The following is a 23,386-nucleotide window of genomic DNA, read 5'->3' on the forward strand; positions in this document are numbered from 1 at the left end:
AATGGCGGCTATTGCCTAAAATTTGCCGCTCAGCCGGCCTACTCGCCGAGGAATACCCGGCGTGCCACCCGCTCGGCGGCGTGCCCGTCCTCCAGGGCGCAGAACCGCTCCCGGAACCGCTCCCGGGCCTGATCCGCGGCGGTCGAACGCAGCTCACCGGTGCGGAACACGTCGAGCAGCTCCGCGAAGGTGCGCGCCACCGGTCCGGGCGCCTCGGCGGTCACGTCGAAGTAGACGCCCCGGGTCAGTCGGTAGGCGTCCCAGTCCGGCGCATAGATCACGATCGGCCGGTCCAGGACGGCGTAGTCGAACATCGCCGACGAGTAGTCCGTCACCAGCACATCGGCGGCGAGGTACAGATCCTCGATCCGCGGATGCGCGCTCACGTCCAGGATCCGCCCCCGAGCGGCCGGTGGCGGCACCCGCCTGCTCCGGTCGTGGAAGTAGTGGCTACGCATCAGCAGCAGGCCCGACGGTCCGATCCCGTCCAGGAACCGCTCCGGGTCGAACGGTGGTCGGTACCGGGGCAGGTGCTCCCGATGCGTCGGAGCGTAGAGCACGACCTGCTCGCCGAGGCCGGCGCCGAACTCCGCACGCAGCCGCAGCACCTCCTCGGCGGTCGCGGTGACCAACCGGTCGTTGCGGGGATAGCCCACCTCCAGCGTGGTGTACCCGGCCGGATAGGCGCGTTCCCACATCTGGGTGGAGAAGCTGTTCGAGGTGACGCTGAAATCCCAGCGGTCCACCCGGCGCAGCAGCCCGGCGAAGTCCATTCCGACCGCGCCCAGCGGATAGCTCTGCTGGTCCAGCCCCATCACCTTGACCGGCGTGCCGTGGTGGGTCTGCACGTGCACCGTGTCCGGCCGCTTGCGCACCGAGTCCGGGAAATTGACGTTGTTGATCAGCCAGCGGGCCCGCGCCAGCACCCGGTGGTACGCGGCCGTACCGGCGACGACGTACTCGACCCCCTCGGGCAGCGTGTGTACCCGGTCCCGCCGGACGATCCACACCCCCCGGACCTGCGGTGCCAGCCGCCGCGCCGCCTCGTAGACGGCGGCCGGGTTGCAGGCGTAGCCGCGGTACCAGTAGGCGGCGTAGACGGCGAGGTTCTCCTCGACCGGCCGACGCCGCTGCGCCCGCTGGTACTGGCGCAGCACCACGTCGCGGCCCAACCGGACGCTGCGCCGGGCCGGCGGGAGCACCCGTCGGCGGGCGCGCCCGGCGACCCGCCGGGCGGCCTCGCCCGCCCGGCCGGCGGCCCGCAACGCACTGAACGTACGCCAGCTGCCCGTCGCCACCAGCCGGTGCTTCAGCCCGGCCACCCCGTCCGGCACCCGGTGCCCGCCGGGCGGCCGGAAGCGGGCATGCTCGATCGCCACCCGGGCGAAGAAGGTCGGCCGCAGCTCCGGGGCGATCCGGTCGCCGTTGCCGAGGACGGTCAGGTAGTGCCACATCATCCGGTCGAAGACCGCCGGTCGCAGCTCCTGTGCACCGATCCGGTCCAGCTCCCGGAACACCCGGTGCCACTGCTCGAAGACCTCGAAGTGCCGCTCCCCCCGAGTCCTCGTGATCGCCCCCGCACGCCGCTGCCGGTAGTTCACGCAGACCACGTCCAGTACGCCGATCCGGTCGGCGGCCAGCAGCACCGGATAGCTGAACGAGACGTCCTCGTACCAGCCGGGGGCGAAGCGCAGCTCGACGTCGGCCAGGAACTGCCGGCGGACCAGCCGGTTCCAGGCGGTGTGCAGCAGCTCCAGCGTCTCCGGCCGCTCGGCCAGCCGGAACGTGACCGGCCCGGGCGGCTCCGGGAAGACCTCCACCATCGCGCTGCGGGTCACCGTGTTGTCCCAGTGCGCGCGTACGTGGTCGACGATCAGCACGTCCGGCCGGGTGGCGCGCAGTCGGGCGGCCACCTCGGGGAGGCAGTCCGGCACCAGCCAGTCGTCGCCGTCGACGAACCAGACGTACTCGCCGACGGCCCGGTCCAGCCCGACGTTGCGGGCCGGGCCGAGCCCGACGTTGTGGTCCAGCCGCACGGCCGTCACCCGGTCGTCGCGGTCGGCGTACTCGGCGAGGATGTCGCCGCTGCCGTCGGGCGAGCAGTCGTCGACCCCGATCACCTCGATGTCGGCGACCGGCTGCGCCAGGATCGAGTCGAGGCATTCCCGCAGGTAGCCCTGCACACGGAAGGCCGGGACGACGAAGCTGATCAGCGTCATCGTCCCGGCCCCTCCTCAGAGCGTCGCCTGACCTCCCGTGCCCGCCGGCAGCGGCGCGGTGCGGGCCGGCCGGACCACCCAGGCCAGCACCACGCTCGCCACGAAGAGGGCCAGCAGGTAGATACCGAGTGTAGCTAGACCAATACTCGCGATTCCGGCGATCGTCGCCAGTGCCAGCAACACCGACCGCCCTTCCCAGCCGAGCGTCGCCGCGTGCAACGGCGGGGCCGGTTGCCGCTTCTCCAGCCGGGCGACCAGGTCGTAGTGGTGCAGGGTGAGCACGAAGACGTACCCGAAGATCAGCCAGGCCGGCGCGCCGCCGATCACCCCGACCGCGATGGCGAAGAGGTACTCGGCGGCCCGCAGCGCGGCCGGCACCAGCCAGTCCAGCGGCCCGTTGTGCGCCGCACCGGCACCCGCCGCCGCGACCAGCAGCCCCACCAGCCCGAGCGCCACGGTCCAGCGCGGCCACCCGTCGCCGTAGACCAGTGCCAGCGTGAGCAGGGTGGCCGCCACCACCATGGCCAGTACCGCCAACCCGAGCGGCCCCGGGCGGCGGGCCACCGGGAACCGGGCGGCCAGCGGGCCGTCGTCGCGGTGCAGGGTCGCGTCGACCGTGTCCAGCACCGGCACCCACATCCAGCGCGCCCGCAGGGTACGCAGCGCACCCGTGTACGCGAACGCCAGCACGCCCCAGGTCAGCACCGCGACCAACGCGACCCGCTGGTCGAAGAGCGCCACGGCCAGCGCGATCAGCGCCCACCGTTCCCCGATCGGGAAGACCACCGTGCGCTTGAGCCAGTACGACACCGAGCCGGTGTCGGCCTGCACCCGGGTCGACGCCGCGTTGAGCCGGTCGCCGATGCCGCCCCCACCGGCGCCGACGTTCTTGGGCCGGCGGGCCGCCTCGTCGTGCAGTACGCCGTACCAGGCGTCGGTCATGTGCCGCACGGTCTGCATGGTGATCGCGGCGATGGCCAGCGCCCAGCCGTACCGGAACCCGGCCGCCGTGGCACCCCATCCCAGGCCGGCGTAGACCAGGTACTCCTTCGCCCGGTCGGCCATCGTGTCCAGCCAGCCACCCCAGGCGCTGAAGTTGCGGGTGTAGCGGGCCAGCTGCCCGTCCACGCAGTCGAGCACGAACCCGAGGTAGAGCAGCACCGCGCCGGCCACCAGCAACGGTCGGCCACCGGCGGCGAAGAGCCCCGCAGCGGCCGCCGCGAAGACGACCGACACCATGGTCACCGCCGTCGGGCTCAACCCCAACCGGGCACAGACCTTGGTGACGTACGGCGACCAGGTGCTGACGAAGTACGTGGTGAAGAAGTCGTCCTTCTCCTTCACCGACAGCCGCAGCTCGGCCCGGTCCTCGTCGACGGCGGCCACCGCCGCCTCCGCCCCGGCCAACCCGGCGGCGTCGTCGACCCGGTGCGCGACCAGCAGACGTACCCGATGGGCGAGGACCAGCGCGCCCTGCCCGGTGAGGGCGGCGAAGAGCTGGTCCACGACCGGACCTGCCGTCGTGTCCGGACGGGCGACCGGCCCGACCGAATCGACCAGTCCGGCCGAATCGACCAGCTCGACCGCGACGGCTCCGGCCGGTAGCCGGCCGGCGGCGACCGCCCTGGCGGCGGCGACCAGCGCCGGTACGTCCTCCCGGCCGACCCGCACCGCGCCGCCGAAGATGCCGGTGGCGGCACCCGCCAACTGTTCGGGGCGGCCCGCCTCGACCACCTGGCCGCGCTCCTCGCGCAGCACCGTCCGTCCGTCGGTGGGCGGATCGGTGAGCACCAGCGCCACGGTCGGCCCGACCGGACTGGTCAGCAGATGCCGCAGTACGGCGGTGTGCGCCACCAGGTCGACGCCGCTGACCAGCACCGGGCCGCCGGCCCGGTCGGCCAGGTCGGCCAGCTCGTCCAGGTCCGCGGCGACCCGCACCTGCGCTACCCCGGCCTGGCGCCACTGGGCGGCCAGCCGGTCGGTCAGTGACTCGCCGGTACCCGTCCGCAGGCCCGCGGCCGGCGCCCCGGCGGCAAGCATGATCGCGAGGGTCACCGGGGAACCGCGTCGTGGTAAGCGGCCAGCGCCTCGGCGATGGTGCCGTCGACGCTCAGCCGGCCCGCGTCGAGGAAGAGCCCCCGACGGCAGAACCGGGTCAGATCCTTTTCGTTGTGTGACACCAGCACCAGAGTGCGCCCCTCCCCGAGCAGACGGTCGATGGTCGTGTAGCACTTCGCGCGGAACTCGGCGTCCCCCACCGCCGTCACCTCGTCCATCAGCAGGATCGGGTGCGGCAGGTGGGAGATGATCGCGAATCCGAGACGAACCTTCATACCCGACGAGTAGTGCCGGACCGAGGTGTCGATGGCCCGTTCCACCTGCTCGCCGGCGAACGCGACGATCTCGTCGAAGTGCCGCTTCAGGTACGCCGACGACAGCCCGTGCAGCCCGCCCACCAGGTACAGGTTCTCCCGCCCGGTCAGGTCGTTGGAGAAGCCGGCGGAGAGTTCCAGCAGCGGGGCGACGTCACCGGACACCCGGATCCGTCCCTCGTCGGGGATCAGCACCCCGGCGATCAGCCGCAGCAGGGTGCTCTTGCCGGTGCCGTTACGGCCGATCACCCCGACGGTCTCACCCGGCGCTACCGAGAAGGAGACGTCACGCAGCGGCCAGAACCGGCCGTCCGTGGCGCCCCGGCTCCCCCGGTGGATGAACAGCTCCCGCAGCCGCAACTGCCGCCGGCGGTTGCGGACGAACCGGATGCCGAGGCCCTCCGCCTCGATGATCGCCTCAGCCATCACAGTTCCTTCAGCACGGCGGGTTCGAGCCGACGGAACGCCCACCAACCGGCGACGAGCAGCAACAGACTGATGCCGACGGTGGTGGCGAGCATCCGGGCACCCGGGAACTCGTCCGGGTACCACACCGCGTGGTGCAGTTGGAAGATGCCGACCAGCGGGTTGAGTTCGTAGCCCAGCTTGAGCCAGCCGGGCAGGCCCGAGTCGCGCACCAGACTCAGTGGGTAGATGATCGGCGTCGCGTAGAAGAGCACCCGGATGATCAGGCGCATGAATCGCTCCACGTCCCGCATCAGCACGTTGAACGCCGACAGCAGCAGCGCCAGCCCGATCAACAGGGTCGCCTGCACCAGCACCGCGAGCGGCAGGGCCAGCAGCGACCAGCCGGGTTCGATCCGGTCGTCGGCCGCGTACCAGATCGCGATGGCGGCCAGGATCGGCAGGCCGGCGGCGTACTCGGCGAAGCGGCCGGCGACCCGCCCGATCGGGAAGACCTGCCGGGGCACGTTCATCGTGGTGATCAGCCGGGACTGGCCGGTGAGCGCGTGGGTCGCCTCGCTCAGCGCCGAGCTGGTCCACATCCAGGCGAAGATCCCGGTGATCAGGAACAGCGGGTACGACCCGGCGGCCTCACCGAGGTGCCGGTTGGTGTCGCGCGAGTAGAGGACACCGAAGACGAACCAGTAGATCGCCCCCATGCCCAGCGGCTCGATCAGCGACCAGAGGTAACCGAGCACCGACTGCTGGTACTTGACCGCGAGATCGCGCCTGACCAGGATGCGCAGCGAATTGCGGTGCGACCACAACGCCCCGACGCCAGAGGTCACCGCCGTCTCCCGCCTGCTGAACGGACGACAGGTTAGCAGCCGGTGAACACCGCCCGACGAGCCGTACGCTCAGCACTCGATCACGTTGACGGCCAGGCCGCCGCGCGCCGTTTCCTTGTATTTGACCTTCATGTCGGCGCCGGTCTCCCGCATGGTCTTGATGACCTTGTCGAGCGAGACGGCGTGCACCCCGTCGCCGCGCAGCGCGAGCCGGGCGGCGGTGATCGCCTTGATGCTAGCCACGGCGTTGCGCTCGATGCACGGGATCTGCACCAGGCCCCCGACCGGGTCGCAGGTCAGCCCGAGGTTGTGCTCCATGCCGATCTCTGCGGCGTTCTCCACCTGGGCGGGCGTGCCGCCCATTGCCTCGGCCAGCCCGGCGGCGGCCATCGAGCAGGCCGAGCCGACCTCGCCCTGGCAGCCCACCTCCGCGCCGGAGATCGACGCGTTCTCCTTGAACAGCACCCCGATCGCCCCGGCCGTCAACAGGAACCGCACCACCCCCTCGTCGGAGGCTCCCGGCACGAAGCGCGTGTAGTAGTGCAGCACCGCGGGAATGATCCCGGCCGCGCCGTTCGTCGGGGCGGTCACCACCCGTCCGCCGGCCGCGTTCTCCTCGTTGACGGCCAGCGCGAACAGCGTCACCCAGTCCATCACCCGCAGCGGATCCCCGCCCGTGTCCGCCTGGCTGTCGGCTTCCAGGCTGCGACGCAGTTCGGCGGCGCGGCGGCGCACCCTCAGCCCGCCCGGCAGGGTGCCGTCGCGGGTGCAGCCCCGCTCGACGCACTCCCGCATCACCCGCCAGATGTCCAGCAGGCCGGTCCGGACGTCCGCCTCGGCCCGCCAGGACAGCTCGTTGGCGAGCATCACCTCGCTGATGGAGAGCCCGGTCGAGGCGGTCACGTCGAGCAGTTGCGCGCCGGTCAGGAACGGGTGCCGGACCGGGGTGCTGTCCGGCTTGATCCGGTCCGCTCCGGCGGCGGCCTCGTCCAGCACGAAACCGCCACCGACCGAGTAGTAGGAACGCGATCTGAGCTCGGCACCGGCCACGTCGTACGCCGAGAAGATCATCCCGTTCGGGTGGTACGGCAACGACCGGCGGCGGTGCAGCATCAGATCCCGGTCCACGTCGAAGTCGATCTCGTGCGTGCCGAGCAGGGCCAGCTGCCGTGCCTGACGAATCCGACCCACCCGCGCCTCGACGCTGTCGGTGTCGATCGTCTCCGGCGCCTCCCCGGCCAGGCCGAGCAGCACCGCGCGGTCGCTGCCGTGGCCGTGTCCGGTGGCGCCGAGCGACCCGAACAGCTCCGCCCGCACCCGGGCGACCTCGTTGAGCAGACCGTCGGCCTTCAGCCCGGCGACGAACGTACGCGCCGCCCGCATCGGCCCCACCGTGTGCGAGCTGGACGGCCCGATGCCCACACTGAACAGGTCGAACACGCTGATCATGACTGTGCCTTCTCGCCGTCGCCGGTGTTGCCGGACAGCGGCCGGGTCATGGTCGACTTCGCTCTGCGAAGCCGGCCCGGTCGTGGCCGGTTCCCGGTACGGTCCGGCCCTGGTGACGCCCGGGGTGAGGGCGTCCGACCGGCGAGCCTACTACCCGGAGCGCGGCCGTGACTGGCGTGCGGGCACTGTCGAGCTGATGGCGCAGACGGATCACGCCGGCGACAGCACGAACGGTTCACCTCGACAGCGACCACCGGAGAGACCTCCCCTCTTCCTCGGCGACGCATCCACCCTCGGGCCCCGGCGGGAGGCGTCGTCCGGAGACCACGCGGGTAAGCACCTACGGGTCAGCGCAGTGGCCTTCCTCCTCGGGACCGAGGGCAGGACGGTCATCCATCCCTAGCGTTGATTCCAGGAGCGGCGGATCGCCGCAGAGGGGAAGTACGACGATGAGTCGCAAACTGGTCCGCCCCCGCGAGGGGCGCATGTTCGCCGGAGTCTGTGCCGGCCTGGCGCGGCGGTTCGGGACGTCGGCCGGGTTCGTCCGGCTGCTGTTCCTGCTGTCGCTGCTCCTGCCCGGCACCCAGGTGATCATCTACCTGGCGCTCTGGATCATCATGCCCAACGAGGACCGCCACCTGGTCGCCGGCCGCTGATCAGCCGCAACGTCGGGAAGGTCGCCGCGTCCGCCGCCACCGACCGGCTCCTCGGGCGACCGCGACAGCCGCCCGCCACCGACCGGGGGACCGGGCGGCGACGGGCGGCCGGGCGGGTCAGGGGGCGATGTAGGTGACGGTGACCTGCTCGAAGCCGAGCGAGCGGAGCAGCCCCTCCAGCATCTTGCGGGTGTTCTCCTCGGCCCGCGCGGCCAGCCCGCTCTCCCGAGCGGCGGCGGTGATCCGGTCCTCGGCCAGGCGGTAGACCTCCTGCTGCCGGTTGGGGTCGCCGTTGATCAGCTCACCCACGCGGTTCAGCAGGCCACGCTCCTCCGCGAAGACGTAGCTCTTCTCCAGGTCGAGGTTGGTCTCGGCCAACTGCGGCGACGGAAGCTTGATCTCGACCGACTTGCCGTCGGCCGACTGCACGATCGCTCCCTCGGCGAGGGTGCCGAAGTCGACGTACGCCTCGACGCTGCCCGATCCGACGAACAAGGTCCGCTGGTTGAGCAGCCAGTCCGGCACGTGCCGCCGGTCGTTCTCCAGGTCGACCACGACCTGGAAGTTGCCCTCGGCGGCCACGTAGCGGCTGAGATCCTGCATCGACTCGAGCAGCGCGGGCTGACTGCGGTCGGTCTGCTCCTTGGTGAACGGGTTACGGAACTCGGGCAGGATCCCGGTGGTCTGCACGCCGAGCAGCACCACCACCGCGAGCGCCGCGGCCCCGAGCACCCAGAGCAGGGCGCGGGCCGCGCCGCCGGGCTGCTGCGGCGGCTCCGCCGGAGCATCCGACCGATCTGTCAGCACCTCGCCGTGGTCGCCAAACCTGCTGGTGGGCTCGTTGATGTCGCCGTCGCGTGCCATCGCCCTCACCGTCCTCGCAAGACGCGTTGTCTGATGATGACGGTAAGCCCAACGTACGACACGCGCTCGCCAAGCCTGCTCAGACGAAGGCGGAAATGCCGGTGAGCCGCTGCCCGATCACCAACTGGTGGATCTCCGAGGTGCCCTCGTACGTCAGCACGCTCTCCAGGTTGTTGGCGTGTCGCATCACCGGATAGTCACCGGAGACCCCGTTGGCGCCGAGGATGGTGCGGCACTGCCGCGCGATGGCCAGCGCCTCGCGAACGTTGTTCAGCTTGCCCACGCTGACCTGCTCGGGGCGCAGCTTTCCGGCGTCGGCCAGCCGACCCAGCTGGAGCGCCAGCAGGTAGCCCTTGTTCCACTCGACCGCCATGTCGGCGAGCTTGGCCTGGGTGAGCTGGAAGCCCGCCAGCGGCCGGCCGAACTGGGTGCGGGTCGTCGCGTACCCCAGGGCCGTCTCCAGGCAGTCGCGAGCCGCACCGAGTGCGCCCCAGACGATGCCGTGCCGGGCCTCGGTCAGGCAGCTCAGCGGTGCCTTCAACCCGGTCGCGCCGGGTAGCTGCGCGTCCGCCGGCAGCCGGACGTCGTCGAGCGAGATCTCGCCGGTCAGCGAGGCGCGCAGCGACATCTTGCGGGTGATCTCCCGCGCCGTCACCCCGGGCGTGTCCATCGGTACGACGAAACCCCGGACGCCGGAGTCGGTGCGCGCCCAGATCACGGTGACATCGGCGATCGGCGCATTGGTGATCCACATCTTGCTGCCGGAGAGCACCCAGTCGTCGCCGTCGCGCCGCGCCCGGCTCGCCATCGACGCCGGGTCGGAGCCGTGATCCGGCTCGGTCAACCCGAACGAGCCGATCGCCTCGCCGGCCGCCATCGCCGGTAGCCAGCGCTGCTTCTGCTCCTCGCTGCCGAAGCGCCAGACGGCGTACATGGCGAGCGAGCCCTGCACCGAGACCAGCGACCGGACGCCGGAGTCGCCGGCCTCAAGCTCCAGGCACGCCAGCCCGTACGCCACGGCCGTCGAGCCGGCACAGCCGTAACCGGTCAGGTGCATCCCGAGCAGGCCGAGCTTCCCGAACTCCCGGGCCAGCTCCCGGGCCGGCACCTGGCCCGTCTCATACCAGCCGGCGACGTGCGGGCGTACCCGGTCGTCGACCACCTGGCGCACGACGGCCCGGATCTGTCGCTCCTCCTCGGTCAGCGCCGAATCCAGGTCCAGCAGGTCCACCGAGGTCACGCGAGGGCCTCGGTGAAGACGAAGACCCGAGCGTGGATCTGGTTACGCTGTTGCAGCGCGGCCCGCAGCGCCCGGTGCAGGCCGTCCTCCAGGAAGAGGCCGCCGTTCCACTGCACCACGTGCGGGAACAGGTCTCCGTAGAAAGTGGAGTCCTCGGCGAGCAGCTTGTCCAGCGCCAGCTCGCGCTTGGTGGTGATGAGCTGATCCAGGCGCAGCGGGCGGGGCGGGATCTCCGCCCACTGCTTGAGGGTCAGGTTGTGTTCCGGATAGGGACGTCCGTCCCGGACCGCTCTGAAGATCACGACGGCACGCTCCCCTCCCCCTGGCCGGGCCGAACCACGACGCCGGTCCGGGTCGCGGCACGACACCGCGACCTGCGGTGCCGATGACCGTGCCAGCGTAGCCGGACCCCGCACCCCACGTTCTGCTCCCTGATGCCAGTTTCGCGACCTGTCGTCCGGTTCTCAACCGGACGAAACCACCGGTTCGGGTCAGCTCCACCGCCCCCGCCGGACAACCTCCTCCACCGGACGGCGCCCCCGACGCAGCGATGGTGACCGGTGGTCGGGGGCTCGGTAACCGATGGTGATGGCTCCGATGGGGTGGTACGCGTCCGGCACGCCGAACGCCGCACGGTAGGAATCCAGCCGCTGCGGTGGGATGCCGAAGAAGCACGAGCCGAGGCCCTCGTCCACCGCGGTCAGCATCATCAGCAGCGCGGCGAAGCCGGTGTCGACGTACCAGTAGGGGACCGGCCAGCGCTCCGTCGAACGATCCGCCCAGCCCTTGTCCGGCTCCGCGTAGCGCTCCAGGTAGGCCGAGCGGTTGGCGTGCGGCACCACGATCAGCGGAGCCCGACGCATCCCGGCCAGCCAGCGCCCCGTCCCGCCGCCCTCCGGCGTGCTGGCCGACCAGAAGAGTTCCCGGTCGGCCGGCTCCTCCAGCACCAGGAAACCCCAGCCCTGCGAGAACCCGGCCGACGGTGCCCGCACCGCGTGCTCCAGCAACAGCTCCACCACCTCCGGTGGGACCGGGCGGTCCGGGTCGTAGTTGCGTACCATCCGGCGTCGCCGGACGACCTCCGCGAACTCCACCTGCTGCTCCTTACCCACCCACCTGCCCGGCCGAGGCGAACTCCCCGGTCAACTGCCGGGCCGGATGCCCCAGCCCCCGCGCCAGGTGTCGCCCGGCGCCAGGGTGATCAGGTCGCGGCCGGAGCGGAACGCGTCCGGCGGGCAGGTCATCGGCTCCACCGCCACCGACCGGCGGAACCGCTCACCGGTCAACGTGTCACCGGTGAAGACCTGCCACCAGCCGAACTGGTCGTCGGCCCAGATCCGCAGACTGCTCGACCCGTCCGGCGCGGCGAGCGTCACCTCGGAGCCACCGTCGGCGTCCCGCGTCACCTGCCCGAAGGCGAGGTCCAGGACTGCCTCGCCGATGCGGCGCGGCTCGGTGTAGTCGTACTCGGTACCGGCGACCTCGGTCGCGCCCACCGGCAGCAGTCGACCGTCCAGCAGCAACCGGGTCCGGCCCGGCACCCGCAGCGCGATGTCCTCCACCGCCACCCCCGGCAACTGCAGGTACGGGTGCACGGAGAAGCCGAACGGCGCCTTCTCGGTGCCGACGTTGGTCACCTCGTGCTCGCCGCGCAACCCGTCGGGCCCCACGCTCCACCGGGTCCGCAGCCGCAACGGCCACGGGTACCCGGGCTGCGGCGGCAGGTCGTAGCCGACCGTGACCTCGTCCGGTCGCTGCTCGATCAGCTGCCACGGCACCCAGTTCACCAGGCCGTGGATGGCGTTGTGCCGATCCGGCTCGGTGAGGTTGAGCTGCCTCGACTGCCCGTCGAAGGTGTACACGCCGTCGCGGATCCGGTTCGGCCAGGGAGCGAGCACCTGCCCGGCCGAGCCGGGGCACATCTCGTCGGTGGCGTACCCGTCGAGGTGCTCGACCCCGTCCTGCCGGTAGGCGCGGAGTCCGCCACCCACCTCGACGATGACCGCCTCGTGTCCGGCGGCCGAAATGCTCCACTGCGTCCCGGAAAGGAGACGCGGATCGCGGCTGTCCATGTCGCCAGACCCTAGCCCTCACGACCGCGCCGCGCTCGCCGTGCCCCGGTGACCGTCCCGAGCGCTCTGCGCGCCCGGCGACCGTCAGACCCGTCGCACGCCCGGTGACCGTCAGCTGCGCTGGCCGCCCGACGCGGTCGACGGGCGGTAGCGGACCAGCGCCGGGAAGGCCACCGCGAGCAGCACCGCCAGCGCCGCCGCCGCGAGGCCGCCACCGACCCAGGCGACCCCACTGCCGAAGCTGGCCGCCATCGCGCCGGCCCGCAGGTCGCCGAGCCGCGGCCCGCCGGCCACCACGACGGTGTTGACGCCCTGGAGCCGCCCGCGCATCCGGTCCGGCGCGTAGAGCAGCAGGATCGACTGCCGCACCACCGAGCTGACCAGGTCGGCCGCCCCGGCCAGCACCAGCAGCGCGACGACCAGCCAGAGCTGCCCGGCCAACCCGGCCAGCGCCACCGCGACGCCCCAACCCACGACGGCCAGCACCAGCACCAGCCCCTGCCGGCGTACCCGGCCGATCCAGCCGGAGACCAGCCCGGCGAGCAGCGAGCCGATCGCGATCGCGCTGTACAGCCAGCCCACCGCCGCACCGCCACCGAACCGTTCGGTCGCCACCTCGGGAAACAGCGCCCGGGGGAAGGCGAACACCATCGCGATCAGGTCGATGGCGAAGGAGAGCAGCAGCACCGGGCTACCGGCCAGGTAACGGACCCCGTCGACGATGCTGCGCAGTCCGGCCTGCCGCGGCTCGCCGTGCGGATCCGGCTCGGGCGGCATGGCGGGCAGCCGCAGCGCCGCCCAGACCAGGGCGACCAGCAGCGTCGCGTCCACGGCGTACGCGATCGGCAGCGCCACCCCGAGTTCCCAGATCGCCAGGATCAGGCCGGCGGCCAGCGGCCCGAGGACCGCGGTGGCCATCGCCGTGGTGAAGTTCAGCGTCGTCGCCGCCGGCACCAGCTCGGCCGGGACCAGCCGCCCGACCAGCGCACCGCGCGCCGGCCCGGCGATCGCGAACGAGACCGAACTCAGCGCCACCAGGGCGAGCAGCAGCACCGGACTGCCCACCCCCAGCAGCGCCTGCGCCAACAGCCCCAGCACGGCGAGCCAGAGCAGCACCGAACCAACCAACAGCACCCGCCGTCGGTCGATGGCGTCGGCGACCGCCCCGCCCCACAAGCCGAAGATCAGCAGCGGCACGAAAGCGGCCACCCCGAGCAACCCGACCCAGAACGAGTCCTGGGTCAGCGCGTACATCTCCACCGGCACCGCGACGGCGGTGAACTGGAAGCCGAACATCGCGATGGCGTTGCCGACCCACAGCCGCCGGTACGCCGGCACCCGCAACGGACGCAGATCGATCGCCCAGCGGCGCTGCTCGCGCGGCCGGTTCGTCTCACCCACGGTCACGGTGCCAGCCGCTCCACGATCCAGCCGCCGTCGGCACGACGGAACCGCAACCGGTCGTGCAGCCGGCTGGCCCGGCCCTGCCAGAACTCGACCGAGTCGGGCCGTACCCGCAGCCCACCCCAGTGCGGCGGGGCGGGGATCGGGTCGACGTCGGCGAACCGCTCCGCCGCCGCCCGGTACGCGTCGTCCAGGGCGGCCCGGTCCGGCAGCACCGACGACTGGGCGCTGGCCCACGCGCCGAGTTGCGAACCACGCGGCCGGCTGGCGAAGTACGCCTCGGTCTCCGCCCGGTCGACCCGTTCCACCCGGCCGGCGACGATCACCTGTCGCTGCATCGGGAACCACGGGAAGACCAGGCTGGCGTACGGGTTGGCGGTCACCTCGGCACCCTTTCGGGAGTCGTGGTTGGTGTAGCAGACGAAGCCCTCCGGGTCGTACCCCTTGAGCAGCACGGTCCGCGCGCTCGGCCGCCCGGCGGCGTCGGCGGTGCCGAACACCATGGCGTTCGGCTCGGGCAGCCCGGCGGCCGTCGCTTCGGCGAACCACCGGTCGAACTGGGTGTGCCAGTCAGCGGCCAGTTCGGCCTCCGCCAGCCCGGACCCGGCGGCGTACTCGTGCCGCATCCCGGCCAGCGGCGGTGTGTCCCCCATCACGTTCCCGCTCCTCCCCGTCGGGCCGTTGTGCGCCCGGCGACCAGCCCGTCCGGCCCGTCCGGCCCAGTCTTGTCGACGGGGAGCGGGGGCCGGCAACCGGGATGTCGCCAGCAGCACATCCACAGCGGCTCGCGCACCTGGCCACCAGCAGGCAAGATGTCACGAACACATCCCTGAGGGTCGCCTAAGGCGCTCACCCGGCCGGGGCCGGGACACCGAGCCCGGGCGGGCGCACCGACCACACACCAGGAGTAGTGAGATGGCCGATTTCAAACCCGGACTTGAGGGCGTCGTAGCCTTCGAAACCGAGATTGCCGAGCCCGACCGCGAGGGCGGTGCGCTGCGCTATCGCGGGGTAGACATCGAGGACCTGATCGGCCAGGTCTCCTTCGGCAACGTCTGGGCGCTGCTGGTCGACGGCCGGTTCGGCCCCGGTCTGCCGCCCGCCGAGCCGTTCCCGGTGCCGGTGCACTCCGGTGACATCCGGGTCGACGTGCAGTCCGCCGTCGCCATGCTCGCCCCGTACTGGGGTTTGCAGCAGTTGCTGGACATCTCCGACGAGCAGGCCCGCGAGGACCTCGCCCGGGTCTCGGTCACCGCACTCTCCTTCGTCGCCCAGTCGGCCCGTGGCCTCGGCCTGCCGGCCGTGCCGCAGAAGGAGATCGACAAGGCGGAGACGGTCGTCGAGCGCTTCATGAAGCGTTGGCGGGGTGAGCCCGATCCGCGGCACGTCAAGGCCGTCGACGCGTACTTCATCTCGGCCGCTGAGCACGGCCTGAACGCCTCCACCTTCACCGCCCGGATCGTCGCCTCCACCGGCGCGGACGCCGCCGCCTGCATCTCCTCGGGCATCGGCGCGCTCTCCGGCCCCCTGCACGGCGGCGCGCCGTCGCGGGTGCTGAGCATGCTGGAGGCGGTCGAGCGCAGTGGCGACGCGGAGAGCTACGTCAAGGGCGTGCTCGACCGGGGCGAGCGGCTGATGGGCTTCGGCCACCGGGTCTACCGGGCCGAGGACCCGCGCGCCCGAGTGCTCCGCCGCACCGCCAAGGAGCTGGGCGCGCCGCGCTTCGAGGTCGCCGAGGCGCTGGAAAAGGCCGCGCTCGCCGAGTTGCAGGCACGCCGGCCGGACCGCGTCCTCGCCACCAACGTCGAGTTCTGGTCCGCCGTGGTGCTCGACTTCGCCGAGGTGCCGGCACACATGTTCACCTCCATGTTCACCTGTGCCCGGATGGGCGGTTGGAGCGCCCACATCCTGGAGCAGAAGAGGCTCCAGCGGCTGGTCCGCCCCTCGGCCCGCTACGTCGGCCACTCGCCGCGCAAGCCGCACGAGGTCGACGGCTGGGACGCCGTCCCCCACGACGTCTGAGGTGTAAGGAAGGGCCCCTTCTTAACGCCTGGCGTAGAGGAGGGGCCCCTTCTTAACGCCCACCCTTACCCAGGGCCGCCGCCGCGCTCGGCGGGTGGGACCGTGCGGGTGGGCTGTGGCGGACGCCTCACGGTTCGGGATGGGACCAGCGTCCGGACCGGCGGCGACTGGTGCAAGGATGAAGGCCGGCAGCGCTGCCGGACGGCTCCGACCTTCGCTCGGCCGTGCGATCGCGCACGCGTCCGCCGTCGGTCCGCACCCAACCCGCTCACCCGGGCCCAGACCCATGCGGAAGGATCTTGAAAACCGTGGCTGACGCACCGACCATCCGGATTCCCGACGAGATCAAGCCCGCCGACGGCCGATTCGGCTGCGGGCCGTCCAAGGTCCGTCCGGCGGCGGTATCCGCGCTCGCCGAGGTGGCGACCAGCTACCTGGGCACCTCCCACCGGCAGCAGACCGTCCGCGACCAGGTGGCCCGGCTGCGCTCCGGTATCGCCCAGTTCTTCTCCCTGCCCGAGGGCTACGAGGTGGTCATCGGCAACGGTGGCACCACCGCGTTCTGGGAGGTCGCCACGTTCGGTCTGGTACGCGAGCGGGCCCAGTTCGCCAGCTTCGGCGAGTTCGGCGCGAAGTTCGCCAAGTCCGTGAAGGATGCGCCGTTCCTCGGCGAGCCCACGGTCCGCAAGTCCGACGCGGGCAGCGCGCCGGCCCTGGTCGCCGAGGCGGGTGTGGACGTCTACGCCACCCCGCACAACGAGACCTCGACCGGTGTGGCGGTGCCGATCGCCCGGGTGGCCGGCGCCGACCCCGGCTCGCTGCTGCTGGTCGACGCCACCTCCGGCGCCGGCGGGCTGGAGGTCAACGTCGGCGAGACCGACGTGTACTACTTCGCCCCGCAGAAGTGCTTCGGCTCCGACGGTGGCCTCTGGCTGGCCCTGATGTCGCCGGCCGCACTGGAGCGGGCCGCCGAGGTCAAGGCGTCCGGTCGGTACATCCCGGCGTTCCTCGACCTGGTCACCGCGATCGACAACTCGCGGCTGGAGCAGACCTACAACACTCCGGCGCTGGCCACCATCTTCCTCGCCGCGGAGCAGACCGACTGGATGAACTCCCAGGGCGGCCTGGCCTGGGCGGCGAAGCGCACGGCCGAGAGCGCCGCGATCGTGTACGGCTGGGCCGAGCGCTCGTCCGTCGCCACCCCGTTCGTGACCGACCCGGCGCTGCGCTCCAATGTGGTCGCCACCATCGACTTCGCCGACGGGGTGGACGCCGCCGCGATCGCCAAGGCGCTGCGCGCCAACGGCATCGTGGACACCGAGCCGTACCGCAAGCTGGGTCGTAACCAGCTGCGGGTCGCGCTCTTCCCGGCCGTCGACCCGGCCGACGTAGAAGCGCTGACCGCGTCCATCGACTACGTCGTCGAGCGGCTGTAGGACGGTGCCGTGGGCCCGGCGACCCAGCGGGTCGCCGGGCCCACGCATGCCTGCGTTCAACGTCATTTCCGACCCGCCAGGACTGACCCGCCGCACAGCGCCCGACGGCTGCGAATCAGGCTGCGCAGCACGACTTGCCCGGGCGTGGCGTCTCCCACCTGGCTGCGGATGGGCGTACCGTGGTACGCAACGCCCGGGTGGCCGGCTCGTGGCGAACGGCCAGCGAAGCGGGACGGAGGCAACGCGATGCGCCCAGTACGCTTCGTCGCCCTCTCCGAGGACGGCCAGGCCCTGGTGCTCGCCGACGAGGTCGGGCGACTGCTTGCCCTACCCATAGACGAGCGCGTCGCCGAGGTGCTGCACGCCGAGCCGGGTGCGCCGACCCTCAGTGTGGCGCCGACCGTTGTCGATGCGGTGCCGTCACTGTCCCCTCGGGACATCCAGGCCCGGATCCGCTCCGGCGAGTCCGCCGAGGATGTCGCCCGCATCGCCGGTGTACCGGTCGACCGGGTGCTCCGCTACGCCGGGCCGGTGCTCCAGGAGCGAGCGATGCTCGCCCAGCACGCCCGGCGCACCCGCGTCAAGGGTGCCGAGAAGCCCACCCCGCTGGCCGAGGTGGTCAACGGCCGCCTCGCGCAGCACGGGATCGACACGGAGAAGATCTCCTGGGATGCGTGGCGCCGCGACGACGGCACCTGGCGCATCGTCGCCACCTGGCCGTCCGGCAAGGCCACCGCTCAGGCGGTCTGGGATCTCGACAAGACCCGGCAGTCGGTCGCACCGCACGACGACATGGCGCAGTACCTGTGCGCCGAGCGTCCGACGCCGATCCTCGGCCAGGAGCCGGCACCGGAGCGGGGTGGCCACGCGCTGCCCGGCCCGTCGCGCGGCGAGCCGAGCCGGGGTGGCCACGGGCTGCCCGCGGCCGCCGAGCCGGGCCGGTCGGGACGCGACCCGATCCGCGCCGGCCGGGACGCCCTGCTGGCCTCGCTCGACCGGCCGCTCGGCTCCACTGGTCGGGGTCTCGAGCCCCGTTCGCCGGCCGCCCTGGCCGGCCAGGACGGGTCTCGACAGCGGGCGGTCCCCGGCGGCGCAGCGGCGCTGCTCGGCGGCGGTCAGGGGTCGGCCTTCGACGATGACGCGGACGCGCCCAAGGAGGTCCCGGCCGTGCCTTCGCTGGCGGTGCTGCGGCCCCGCCGGACGAACACGCCGACCGGCGGCGCCACCGAGTCGACCGACACCAGCGGCAAGCCCCGTAAGCGCCTGCCCAGCTGGGATGACGTCCTCTTCGGCACCGGCCCCGCCGCTCGCGAGTCCTCCTGACGCATCGCCCGCCAGGATCTCGACGCACATGTCGATTTGCCGGGCCCTTGTGTCGGTGTCCTCGGTCGAGGAGGTCGGCACAAGGGCTACCCGAGCGGCCAGGCCGCGAGCCGATGGTAGGCGGGGTGCGGGCCGGGTTCGCTGTGGGTGAGGACGAGCTCTCCTGCCGGCCACTCCGGGCCCTCGTAGTCCGCCAGGGCAGCGAGGTCAGCCTCGATGTCGGCTGGCGGTAGCCGATCTCCGGGGCGGGCGATGGTCAGGTGCGGGCGGAGCGGCCTCTCGTCGTACGGGAGGCGGGCGTGGCGCAACCGGGAGCGAATCAACCGGCTGAGCACCTGCAGCGCCTCGACGTCACCACCCACGTCGGCCCAGAGCACGGTGAACCGGTCGCGTCCGAACCGCCCACCCCCGGTCAGTCGCAGCCGGGGCGCGGCGGTACGCGTGTCACGTGACCATCTGGCGGCCAGCCCGAGGGCGCTCTCCACCTCGACCAGCCGCCCAGGGGCGACGTCGCCGAGGAAGGCGAGGGTGAGATGGGCCTGGGCCGGGTCCACCATCCCGACTTTCGTCCCGGCGGCCGCGGCCGCACCGAGCCGCAGGCCGGCCACCCGGGTGGTCAGGTGCTCGACCGCCTCGGCCGGCGGGTAGATCGCGGTAAAGAGTCGCACCTGCCACAGGGTCGCAGGTAGCTAGTGGTGCCGCTCGTGTTGCCCGGGGCGGGCCGCCCGCAGCCTTAGGCCCGCGGCGTCCAACTCAGCCTCGACCCGTACCCGCTCGATCTGCCGGTCGAGCCCGGTCAACTCGCCGAGATGCTCGGTGATGCCCAGCGCTCGGCAGGCCAGCCGGAGCCGGCCGTCGTACGCGTCCAGCACGCTGCTGTGCCACACCACCGCAGGCCCGGCACCGCCGGCCCGTTCTCGGCGCAGGCAGCGCAGGTCGGCGGCGATCTGTTCCAGCGGACGCCGGTCGACTCGGTCGAGGGCGTCGAGGGCGATCCGGGTCGCGACCTGGTCCGCGTCGACCGCCTGGTTCAACCGGGCGATCAGACGCCGCGCCCGGCGCCGCTCCCGCCACTCGGTGTATCCGCAGTTCAGCCGGTCGACAACCTCGTCGGCGCAGACCACGAGCGCGATCAGCACCGGCAGGGCGACCACGGCGGCCAGCGCCAGGGCGAGCAGCAGTAAGCGTAGGACCTCCACCCACCGAAGCTATGCCGACGCGTAGCGTCACGTAACCGATTTTCCCGCATCCACCCGGAGCCCCGGCGCGGACACGGGCAGCGGCGCGGACACGGCGCGGGGCGGCGACACGGACACGACGCGTCCGGCTCACGCCTCGGTTACGTAGAAGCGGGGCATCGGCAGGATCCGGAACCGCAGTCGGGCCCCGGCCCGGCGTAGTTGCCAGGCCAGCGCGAGCAACGCGGTGGTCAGGGAGAGCAGGCCGCCCGCCCAGATGCTGGCGCCGGCACCGAAGGTCTCCGCGATCCAGCCGATGATCGGCGCGCCGACCGGGTTGGTACCCAGGAACACCAGCACCCACAGCGCCATCACCCGTCCCCGGAAGGCGGCGTCGGTGCCGAGCTGGACCCGCTGGTTGGCCGCCTGGGCGAAGTAGACCATGCAGAAGCCGGTCGGGGGCAGCAGGACCAGCACCATCCAGTACTCGGGCGCGAGCCCGACGAGCGTGCCGAAGGCGGCGCAGGCGATCGCGGCACCGAGCACGAGCCAGACCGAGGGGCGGCTGCGCCGCCCGGTCCCGGCCAGCGCGCCGACCAGCGCGCCAGCGGCGAGGGTCGTGCTGAACAGGCCGAACGAGGCCGCGCCGGTGTTGAACACGGTCTTGGCCAGGGCGGCCAGGGTGAGCTGGAAATTGAACAGCGACATCCCGATGACCGACATCACCACCATGGGCAGCAGCAGGTCGGGACGGCGGCCGACGTAGCGCAGCCCGTCGAGCACGGTCGCCGCGGCCCGCTCGTCGCGCGGCAGCAGGGGCTCGCGGTGCAGCTCGGCCGGACGCATCTGGATCACCGTGATCAGGGGCCCGATCGAGCTGAGCGCGGTCACCATGAAGACCGGCCCGACGTCGACCAGGGCGATGGCGAGGCCCGCGATGGCCGGGCCGACGATGCGGGCCGAGTTGAACACGGCCGCGTTGAGCGAGAGCGCGTTGGGCAGCAGCGACGTGCCGACCAGTTCGGAGACGAACGCCTGCCGCACCGGGGTCTCCACCGCGTTGGCCACGCCGAGCAGGGCGGCGAAGACGAACACGTGCCAGAGCTGAACCAGGCCGGTGAGCACGAGCACGCTCATCGCCAGCGACAGCACGGTCCAGAACGCGTTGGCGACGAAGAGGAGCATCCGCTTGTCGTACCGGTCGGCGAGCCGGCCCGAGAGCAGGGTGAGCAGCAGGACGGGGGTGAACTGGAGGGCAACGACCACACCGAGAGCGGTGGCCGAGTCATCGGAAAGCTCGAGGACCAGCCAGTCCTGCGCGATGAACATCATCCAGACACCGATCAGCTTGACCAGTTGCCCGGATGCGAAGAGCCGGTAGTTGCGGACCTGTAGGGACTGGAACATCGTGCTCAGCCTCGCGTGCACGCTTGGTGCGCCTCCTCGCGGTCGTACGCGTCGTCAACGACGGACGGCACGGCGCGGGGCACACCAGGTGTGCGCGGCGTCAGGCTCGGGAGAGTCGCTGGAGAATCTCCGCGGCGTGGTGCAAGGTCTCCCGGTCGGCATCGCTCAGTTCGGTCAGCCGGCGAGCCAGCCACTCGTCCCGGACCCGCTCGAACTGGTCGAGCACGGCCCGGCCCCCCTCGGTCGTCGCAAGGATGACCTGCCGGCCGTCGGTCGGGTGCGGGGTCCGCTGCACGAGGCCGCGTTCCTCCAGCTTCGCGACGATCTTGGTCATCGTCGGTGGCTGTACCCGTTCGACGTCGGCGAGCTCTCGCGGCGTGAGCGCGCCCGCCAGCCGAAGGCTGGTGAGCGCGGACAACTGGGTGACCGTGAGGTCACCGACCGGCCGGGCCTGTCGGACCCGCCGGTTCAGCCGGGTGATCGCATCACGCAGCTGAATGGCCAGCTGCGCCGGTGGCATGCTCTGAGCCGTCACCGTCCGCTCCGTCACGATAGTTAGCCTAACTAATTAGCTGACCGGGCGCAGCGAATATGAGCATGCTCACCCCGACGTTCCCCCTGCTCCGGGCCGGGATCACGAACCGCCTGACGCGGCTCACCCACCCGGCCCGGGCTGGCGTCAGAAGAGCAGCGCCTCGATCGGACCGCGCAGGAAGTACACCACGAACAGCGCCGCCACCGCGTACAGCAGTGGGTGGATCTCCCGCGACTTGCCCTTGGCGAGCTTCACCACCACGTACACGATCAGGCCGGCGCCGATTCCGTTGGAGATCGAGTAGGTGAACGGCATCAGCACGATGGTGAGGAAGGCCGGGATGGCGATCTCGTAGTCGGACCAGTCGATGGTGCGCACCGCGGTCATCATCAGGAACCCGACCACCACCAGCGCGACGGACGCCGCCTCGAACGGCACCACCACCACCAACGGCGCCAGGAACATGGCCAGCAGGAACAGCACCCCGGTGACCAGGTTCGCCACCCCGGTCCGGGCGCCCTCCGCGACACCGGCGGCACTCTCGATGTACGACGTGTTGCTGGAGACGCTGGCCGCACCACCGCTGGCCGCGGCGATCGAGTCCACCAGCAGGATCTCCCTGGTACGCGGCGGGGTGCCCTGCTCGTCGAGCATGCCGCCCTCCTGACCGACGGCCACCATCGTGCCCATCGTGTCGAAGAAGTCGGTGATCAGCAGGGTGAAGATGAACATCAGCACGACCAGCCAGCCGGCCCGCTCCCAGGAGCCCAGCACGTTGAACTGGCCGAGCAGCGACAGGTCCGGCACGCCGAACGGGTTGCTCGGCAACGTCGGGACGTTCAGCGACCAGCCCTTCGGGTTGGGCTCGCCGTCAACGAAGGACGGGCCGATGTTGCCGAGCGCCTCCACCACCATCGCCAGCGCCGTGGAAGCCAGGATGCCGACCAGGATGGCGCCCTTCACCCGCCGCACCACCAGCACCAGGGTCACCAGCAGACCCACCACGAAGACCAGCATCGGCCAGCTCACCAGCTTGCCGCCGATGCCGAGACCGACCGGGACGGTGGTGTTCGCGTCGTCCGGGATCCGCCGCACGAAGCCGGCGTCCACCAGACCGATGATGGTGAGGAACAGGCCGATGCCGACGCCGATCGCCGTCTTCATCTGGGTCGGCACCGAACGGAACACGGCGGTACGCAGCCCGGTCAGCACCAGCACCGCGATGATCAGACCCTCGATCACCACCAAACCCATCGCATCGGCCCAGGTCATCTCCGGCGCGATCTCGTACGCCACCAGGGCGTTCACGCCCAGACCGGCGGCGACGGCCAGCGGGAACCGGCCGACCACGCCCATCAGGATGGTCATCAGGCCGGCGACCAGGGCGGTCGCCGCCGCGATCGCCGGGATCGGTAGGGAGTTCCCGTCACCGTCGAGTGCGCTACCGAGAATGAGTGGGTTGAGCACCACGATGTACGCCATCGTGAAGAAGGTGGCCAGACCACCGCGTACCTCGCGGCTCAGCGTCGAGCCACGGGCCGAGATCTCGAAGTACCGGTCGAAGCCGTTCCGCGGCCGGCTGGAGTCGGGTGGGGTGCCGTTGTCGGGCGGCGCTACTGCCATCAGGAACCTCACAGCGGATCATCGGGTTGACGCGCGCATCGTCGCAGATGACCGACCGGCGGGGAAGCACGGTCGCGTACCCTGGCCGGGTGCCGACGCAGCAGCCCCGCCCCGAGCCGCTAGACCCGCCGATGGTGCCGTTTGCGCTCGCCGGCATGGTCGCCTGGGCGGCGGCCGGGCTCGTGCTGCTGCTGTTCCGCGACCGGCTGGTCGCCGACGGCCATGAGAACTGGCTCTGGATCTGCCTGGCCGGCTTTTTGTGGGGTTTCCCGGGACTGGCTGTGATGATGCGCCACGACGCCCACCGACGTCGCCGTCGCGCCGCAGGTTGAG

General features: G+C 71.7%; 21 protein-coding genes and 1 pseudogene. 5 read left to right on the plus strand and 17 right to left on the minus strand.

Going from position 1 to position 23,386, the window contains the following annotated elements:
- Positions 1-38: 38 nt before the first annotated feature.
- The 5 genes and pseudogenes from BMY89_RS16705 to BMY89_RS16725 form a co-directional block, all read right to left on the minus strand.
- Positions 39-2,219 carry a bifunctional glycosyltransferase/CDP-glycerol:glycerophosphate glycerophosphotransferase gene (locus BMY89_RS16705; protein ID WP_092380925.1) on the minus strand — a complete coding sequence of 727 codons (2,181 nt, stop codon included), beginning with the start codon at positions 2,217-2,219 and terminating at the stop codon, positions 39-41.
- 15 nt (positions 2,220-2,234) lie between these two features.
- Positions 2,235-4,274: a DUF5941 domain-containing protein gene (locus tag BMY89_RS16710; protein WP_372433250.1), complete on the minus strand. Its 2,040-nt coding sequence runs from the start codon at positions 4,272-4,274 to the stop codon at positions 2,235-2,237.
- Positions 4,271-4,876: pseudogene (locus BMY89_RS16715) on the minus strand (ABC transporter ATP-binding protein); the annotation flags it as partial. The gene BMY89_RS16710 and the pseudogene BMY89_RS16715, both read right to left, overlap by 4 nt.
- Before the next feature lie 140 nt (positions 4,877-5,016).
- The gene (locus tag BMY89_RS16720) at positions 5,017-5,844 is read right to left on the minus strand and encodes an ABC transporter permease (RefSeq protein WP_092380927.1); all 828 of its coding nucleotides are present in this window, start codon (positions 5,842-5,844) and stop codon (positions 5,017-5,019) included.
- Positions 5,845-5,913: 69 nt separating this feature from the next.
- Entirely contained in the window at positions 5,914-7,293 is a 1,380-nt protein-coding gene (locus BMY89_RS16725) for an L-serine ammonia-lyase (protein WP_092380928.1), read from the minus strand.
- Between the two features lie 449 nt (positions 7,294-7,742).
- On the opposite strand from BMY89_RS16725, the gene BMY89_RS16730 reads away from it, so the two are divergent.
- Positions 7,743-7,949 (plus strand): PspC domain-containing protein, encoded by a 207-nt coding sequence (locus tag BMY89_RS16730; protein ID WP_092380929.1) that lies wholly within the window; start codon positions 7,743-7,745, stop codon positions 7,947-7,949.
- A 117-nt stretch (positions 7,950-8,066) separates the two neighbouring features.
- On the opposite strand, the gene BMY89_RS16735 is transcribed toward BMY89_RS16730, so the two are convergent.
- The 7 genes from BMY89_RS16735 to pdxH all read right to left on the minus strand — a co-directional run bounded on the left by BMY89_RS16735 (position 8,067) and on the right by pdxH (position 14,182).
- Positions 8,067-8,813, minus strand: a complete 747-nt coding sequence (locus BMY89_RS16735; RefSeq protein ID WP_092380930.1) for a DUF4230 domain-containing protein — start codon at positions 8,811-8,813, stop codon at positions 8,067-8,069.
- A gap of 79 nt (positions 8,814-8,892) precedes the next feature.
- A complete protein-coding gene (locus BMY89_RS16740; protein ID WP_092380931.1) occupies positions 8,893-10,053 on the minus strand; it encodes an acyl-CoA dehydrogenase family protein in 1,161 nt (386 codons plus the stop codon).
- Complete coding sequence (locus tag BMY89_RS16745) at positions 10,050-10,355, minus strand: type II toxin-antitoxin system VapB family antitoxin (protein WP_092380932.1); 306 nt, start codon at positions 10,353-10,355, stop codon at positions 10,050-10,052. The genes BMY89_RS16740 and BMY89_RS16745 overlap by 4 nt, the downstream gene beginning before the upstream one ends.
- Positions 10,356-10,544: 189 nt before the next feature.
- Positions 10,545-11,147, minus strand: a complete 603-nt coding sequence (locus BMY89_RS16750; protein ID WP_092381202.1) for a nitroreductase family protein — start codon at positions 11,145-11,147, stop codon at positions 10,545-10,547.
- A gap of 48 nt (positions 11,148-11,195) precedes the next feature.
- Entirely contained in the window at positions 11,196-12,125 is a 930-nt protein-coding gene (locus tag BMY89_RS16755) for an aldose 1-epimerase family protein (protein WP_092380933.1), read from the minus strand.
- Between the two features lie 111 nt (positions 12,126-12,236).
- Complete coding sequence (locus BMY89_RS16760) at positions 12,237-13,526, minus strand: MFS transporter (protein WP_092381203.1); 1,290 nt, start codon at positions 13,524-13,526, stop codon at positions 12,237-12,239.
- Positions 13,527-13,528: 2 nt separating this feature from the next.
- The gene (pdxH, locus tag BMY89_RS16765; RefSeq protein WP_092380934.1) at positions 13,529-14,182 is read right to left on the minus strand and encodes a pyridoxamine 5'-phosphate oxidase; all 654 of its coding nucleotides are present in this window, start codon (positions 14,180-14,182) and stop codon (positions 13,529-13,531) included.
- A gap of 262 nt (positions 14,183-14,444) precedes the next feature.
- On the opposite strand from pdxH, the gene BMY89_RS16770 reads away from it, so the two are divergent.
- The 3 genes from BMY89_RS16770 to sepH all read left to right on the plus strand — a co-directional run bounded on the left by BMY89_RS16770 (position 14,445) and on the right by sepH (position 18,310).
- Entirely contained in the window at positions 14,445-15,551 is a 1,107-nt protein-coding gene (locus BMY89_RS16770; protein ID WP_092380935.1) for a citrate synthase 2, read from the plus strand.
- A gap of 308 nt (positions 15,552-15,859) precedes the next feature.
- Positions 15,860-16,987 carry a phosphoserine transaminase gene (gene serC, locus BMY89_RS16775; protein ID WP_092380936.1) on the plus strand — a complete coding sequence of 376 codons (1,128 nt, stop codon included), beginning with the start codon at positions 15,860-15,862 and terminating at the stop codon, positions 16,985-16,987.
- A 246-nt stretch (positions 16,988-17,233) separates the two neighbouring features.
- Positions 17,234-18,310, plus strand: coding sequence for a septation protein SepH (gene sepH / locus BMY89_RS16780; RefSeq protein ID WP_092380937.1), 1,077 nt, complete (start codon positions 17,234-17,236; stop codon positions 18,308-18,310).
- 86 nt (positions 18,311-18,396) lie between these two features.
- On the opposite strand, the gene thpR is transcribed toward sepH, so the two are convergent.
- From thpR to BMY89_RS16805, 5 genes are all read right to left on the minus strand, one after another.
- Positions 18,397-18,978 (minus strand): RNA 2',3'-cyclic phosphodiesterase, encoded by a 582-nt coding sequence (gene thpR / locus BMY89_RS16785; RefSeq protein WP_092380938.1) that lies wholly within the window; start codon positions 18,976-18,978, stop codon positions 18,397-18,399.
- A 21-nt stretch (positions 18,979-18,999) separates the two neighbouring features.
- Positions 19,000-19,509 (minus strand): hypothetical protein, encoded by a 510-nt coding sequence (locus BMY89_RS16790; RefSeq protein ID WP_092380939.1) that lies wholly within the window; start codon positions 19,507-19,509, stop codon positions 19,000-19,002.
- Positions 19,510-19,638: 129 nt separating this feature from the next.
- Complete coding sequence (locus BMY89_RS16795; RefSeq protein WP_092380940.1) at positions 19,639-20,916, minus strand: MFS transporter; 1,278 nt, start codon at positions 20,914-20,916, stop codon at positions 19,639-19,641.
- 79 nt (positions 20,917-20,995) lie between these two features.
- Positions 20,996-21,445, minus strand: a complete 450-nt coding sequence (locus BMY89_RS16800; RefSeq protein ID WP_092380941.1) for a MarR family winged helix-turn-helix transcriptional regulator — start codon at positions 21,443-21,445, stop codon at positions 20,996-20,998.
- A gap of 129 nt (positions 21,446-21,574) precedes the next feature.
- Positions 21,575-23,053 carry an NCS2 family permease gene (locus BMY89_RS16805; protein WP_092381204.1) on the minus strand — a complete coding sequence of 493 codons (1,479 nt, stop codon included), beginning with the start codon at positions 23,051-23,053 and terminating at the stop codon, positions 21,575-21,577.
- 131 nt (positions 23,054-23,184) lie between these two features.
- Between BMY89_RS16805 and BMY89_RS16810 the strand changes: the two genes are divergently transcribed.
- Positions 23,185-23,385, plus strand: a complete 201-nt coding sequence (locus BMY89_RS16810) for a DUF2530 domain-containing protein (protein ID WP_232521401.1) — start codon at positions 23,185-23,187, stop codon at positions 23,383-23,385.
- Position 23,386: the final 1 nt, after the last annotated feature.

It is taken from the genome of Micromonospora phaseoli, assembly GCF_900109115.1.
GTDB classification, from domain to species: Bacteria; Actinomycetota; Actinomycetes; order Mycobacteriales; family Micromonosporaceae; genus Micromonospora; species Micromonospora phaseoli.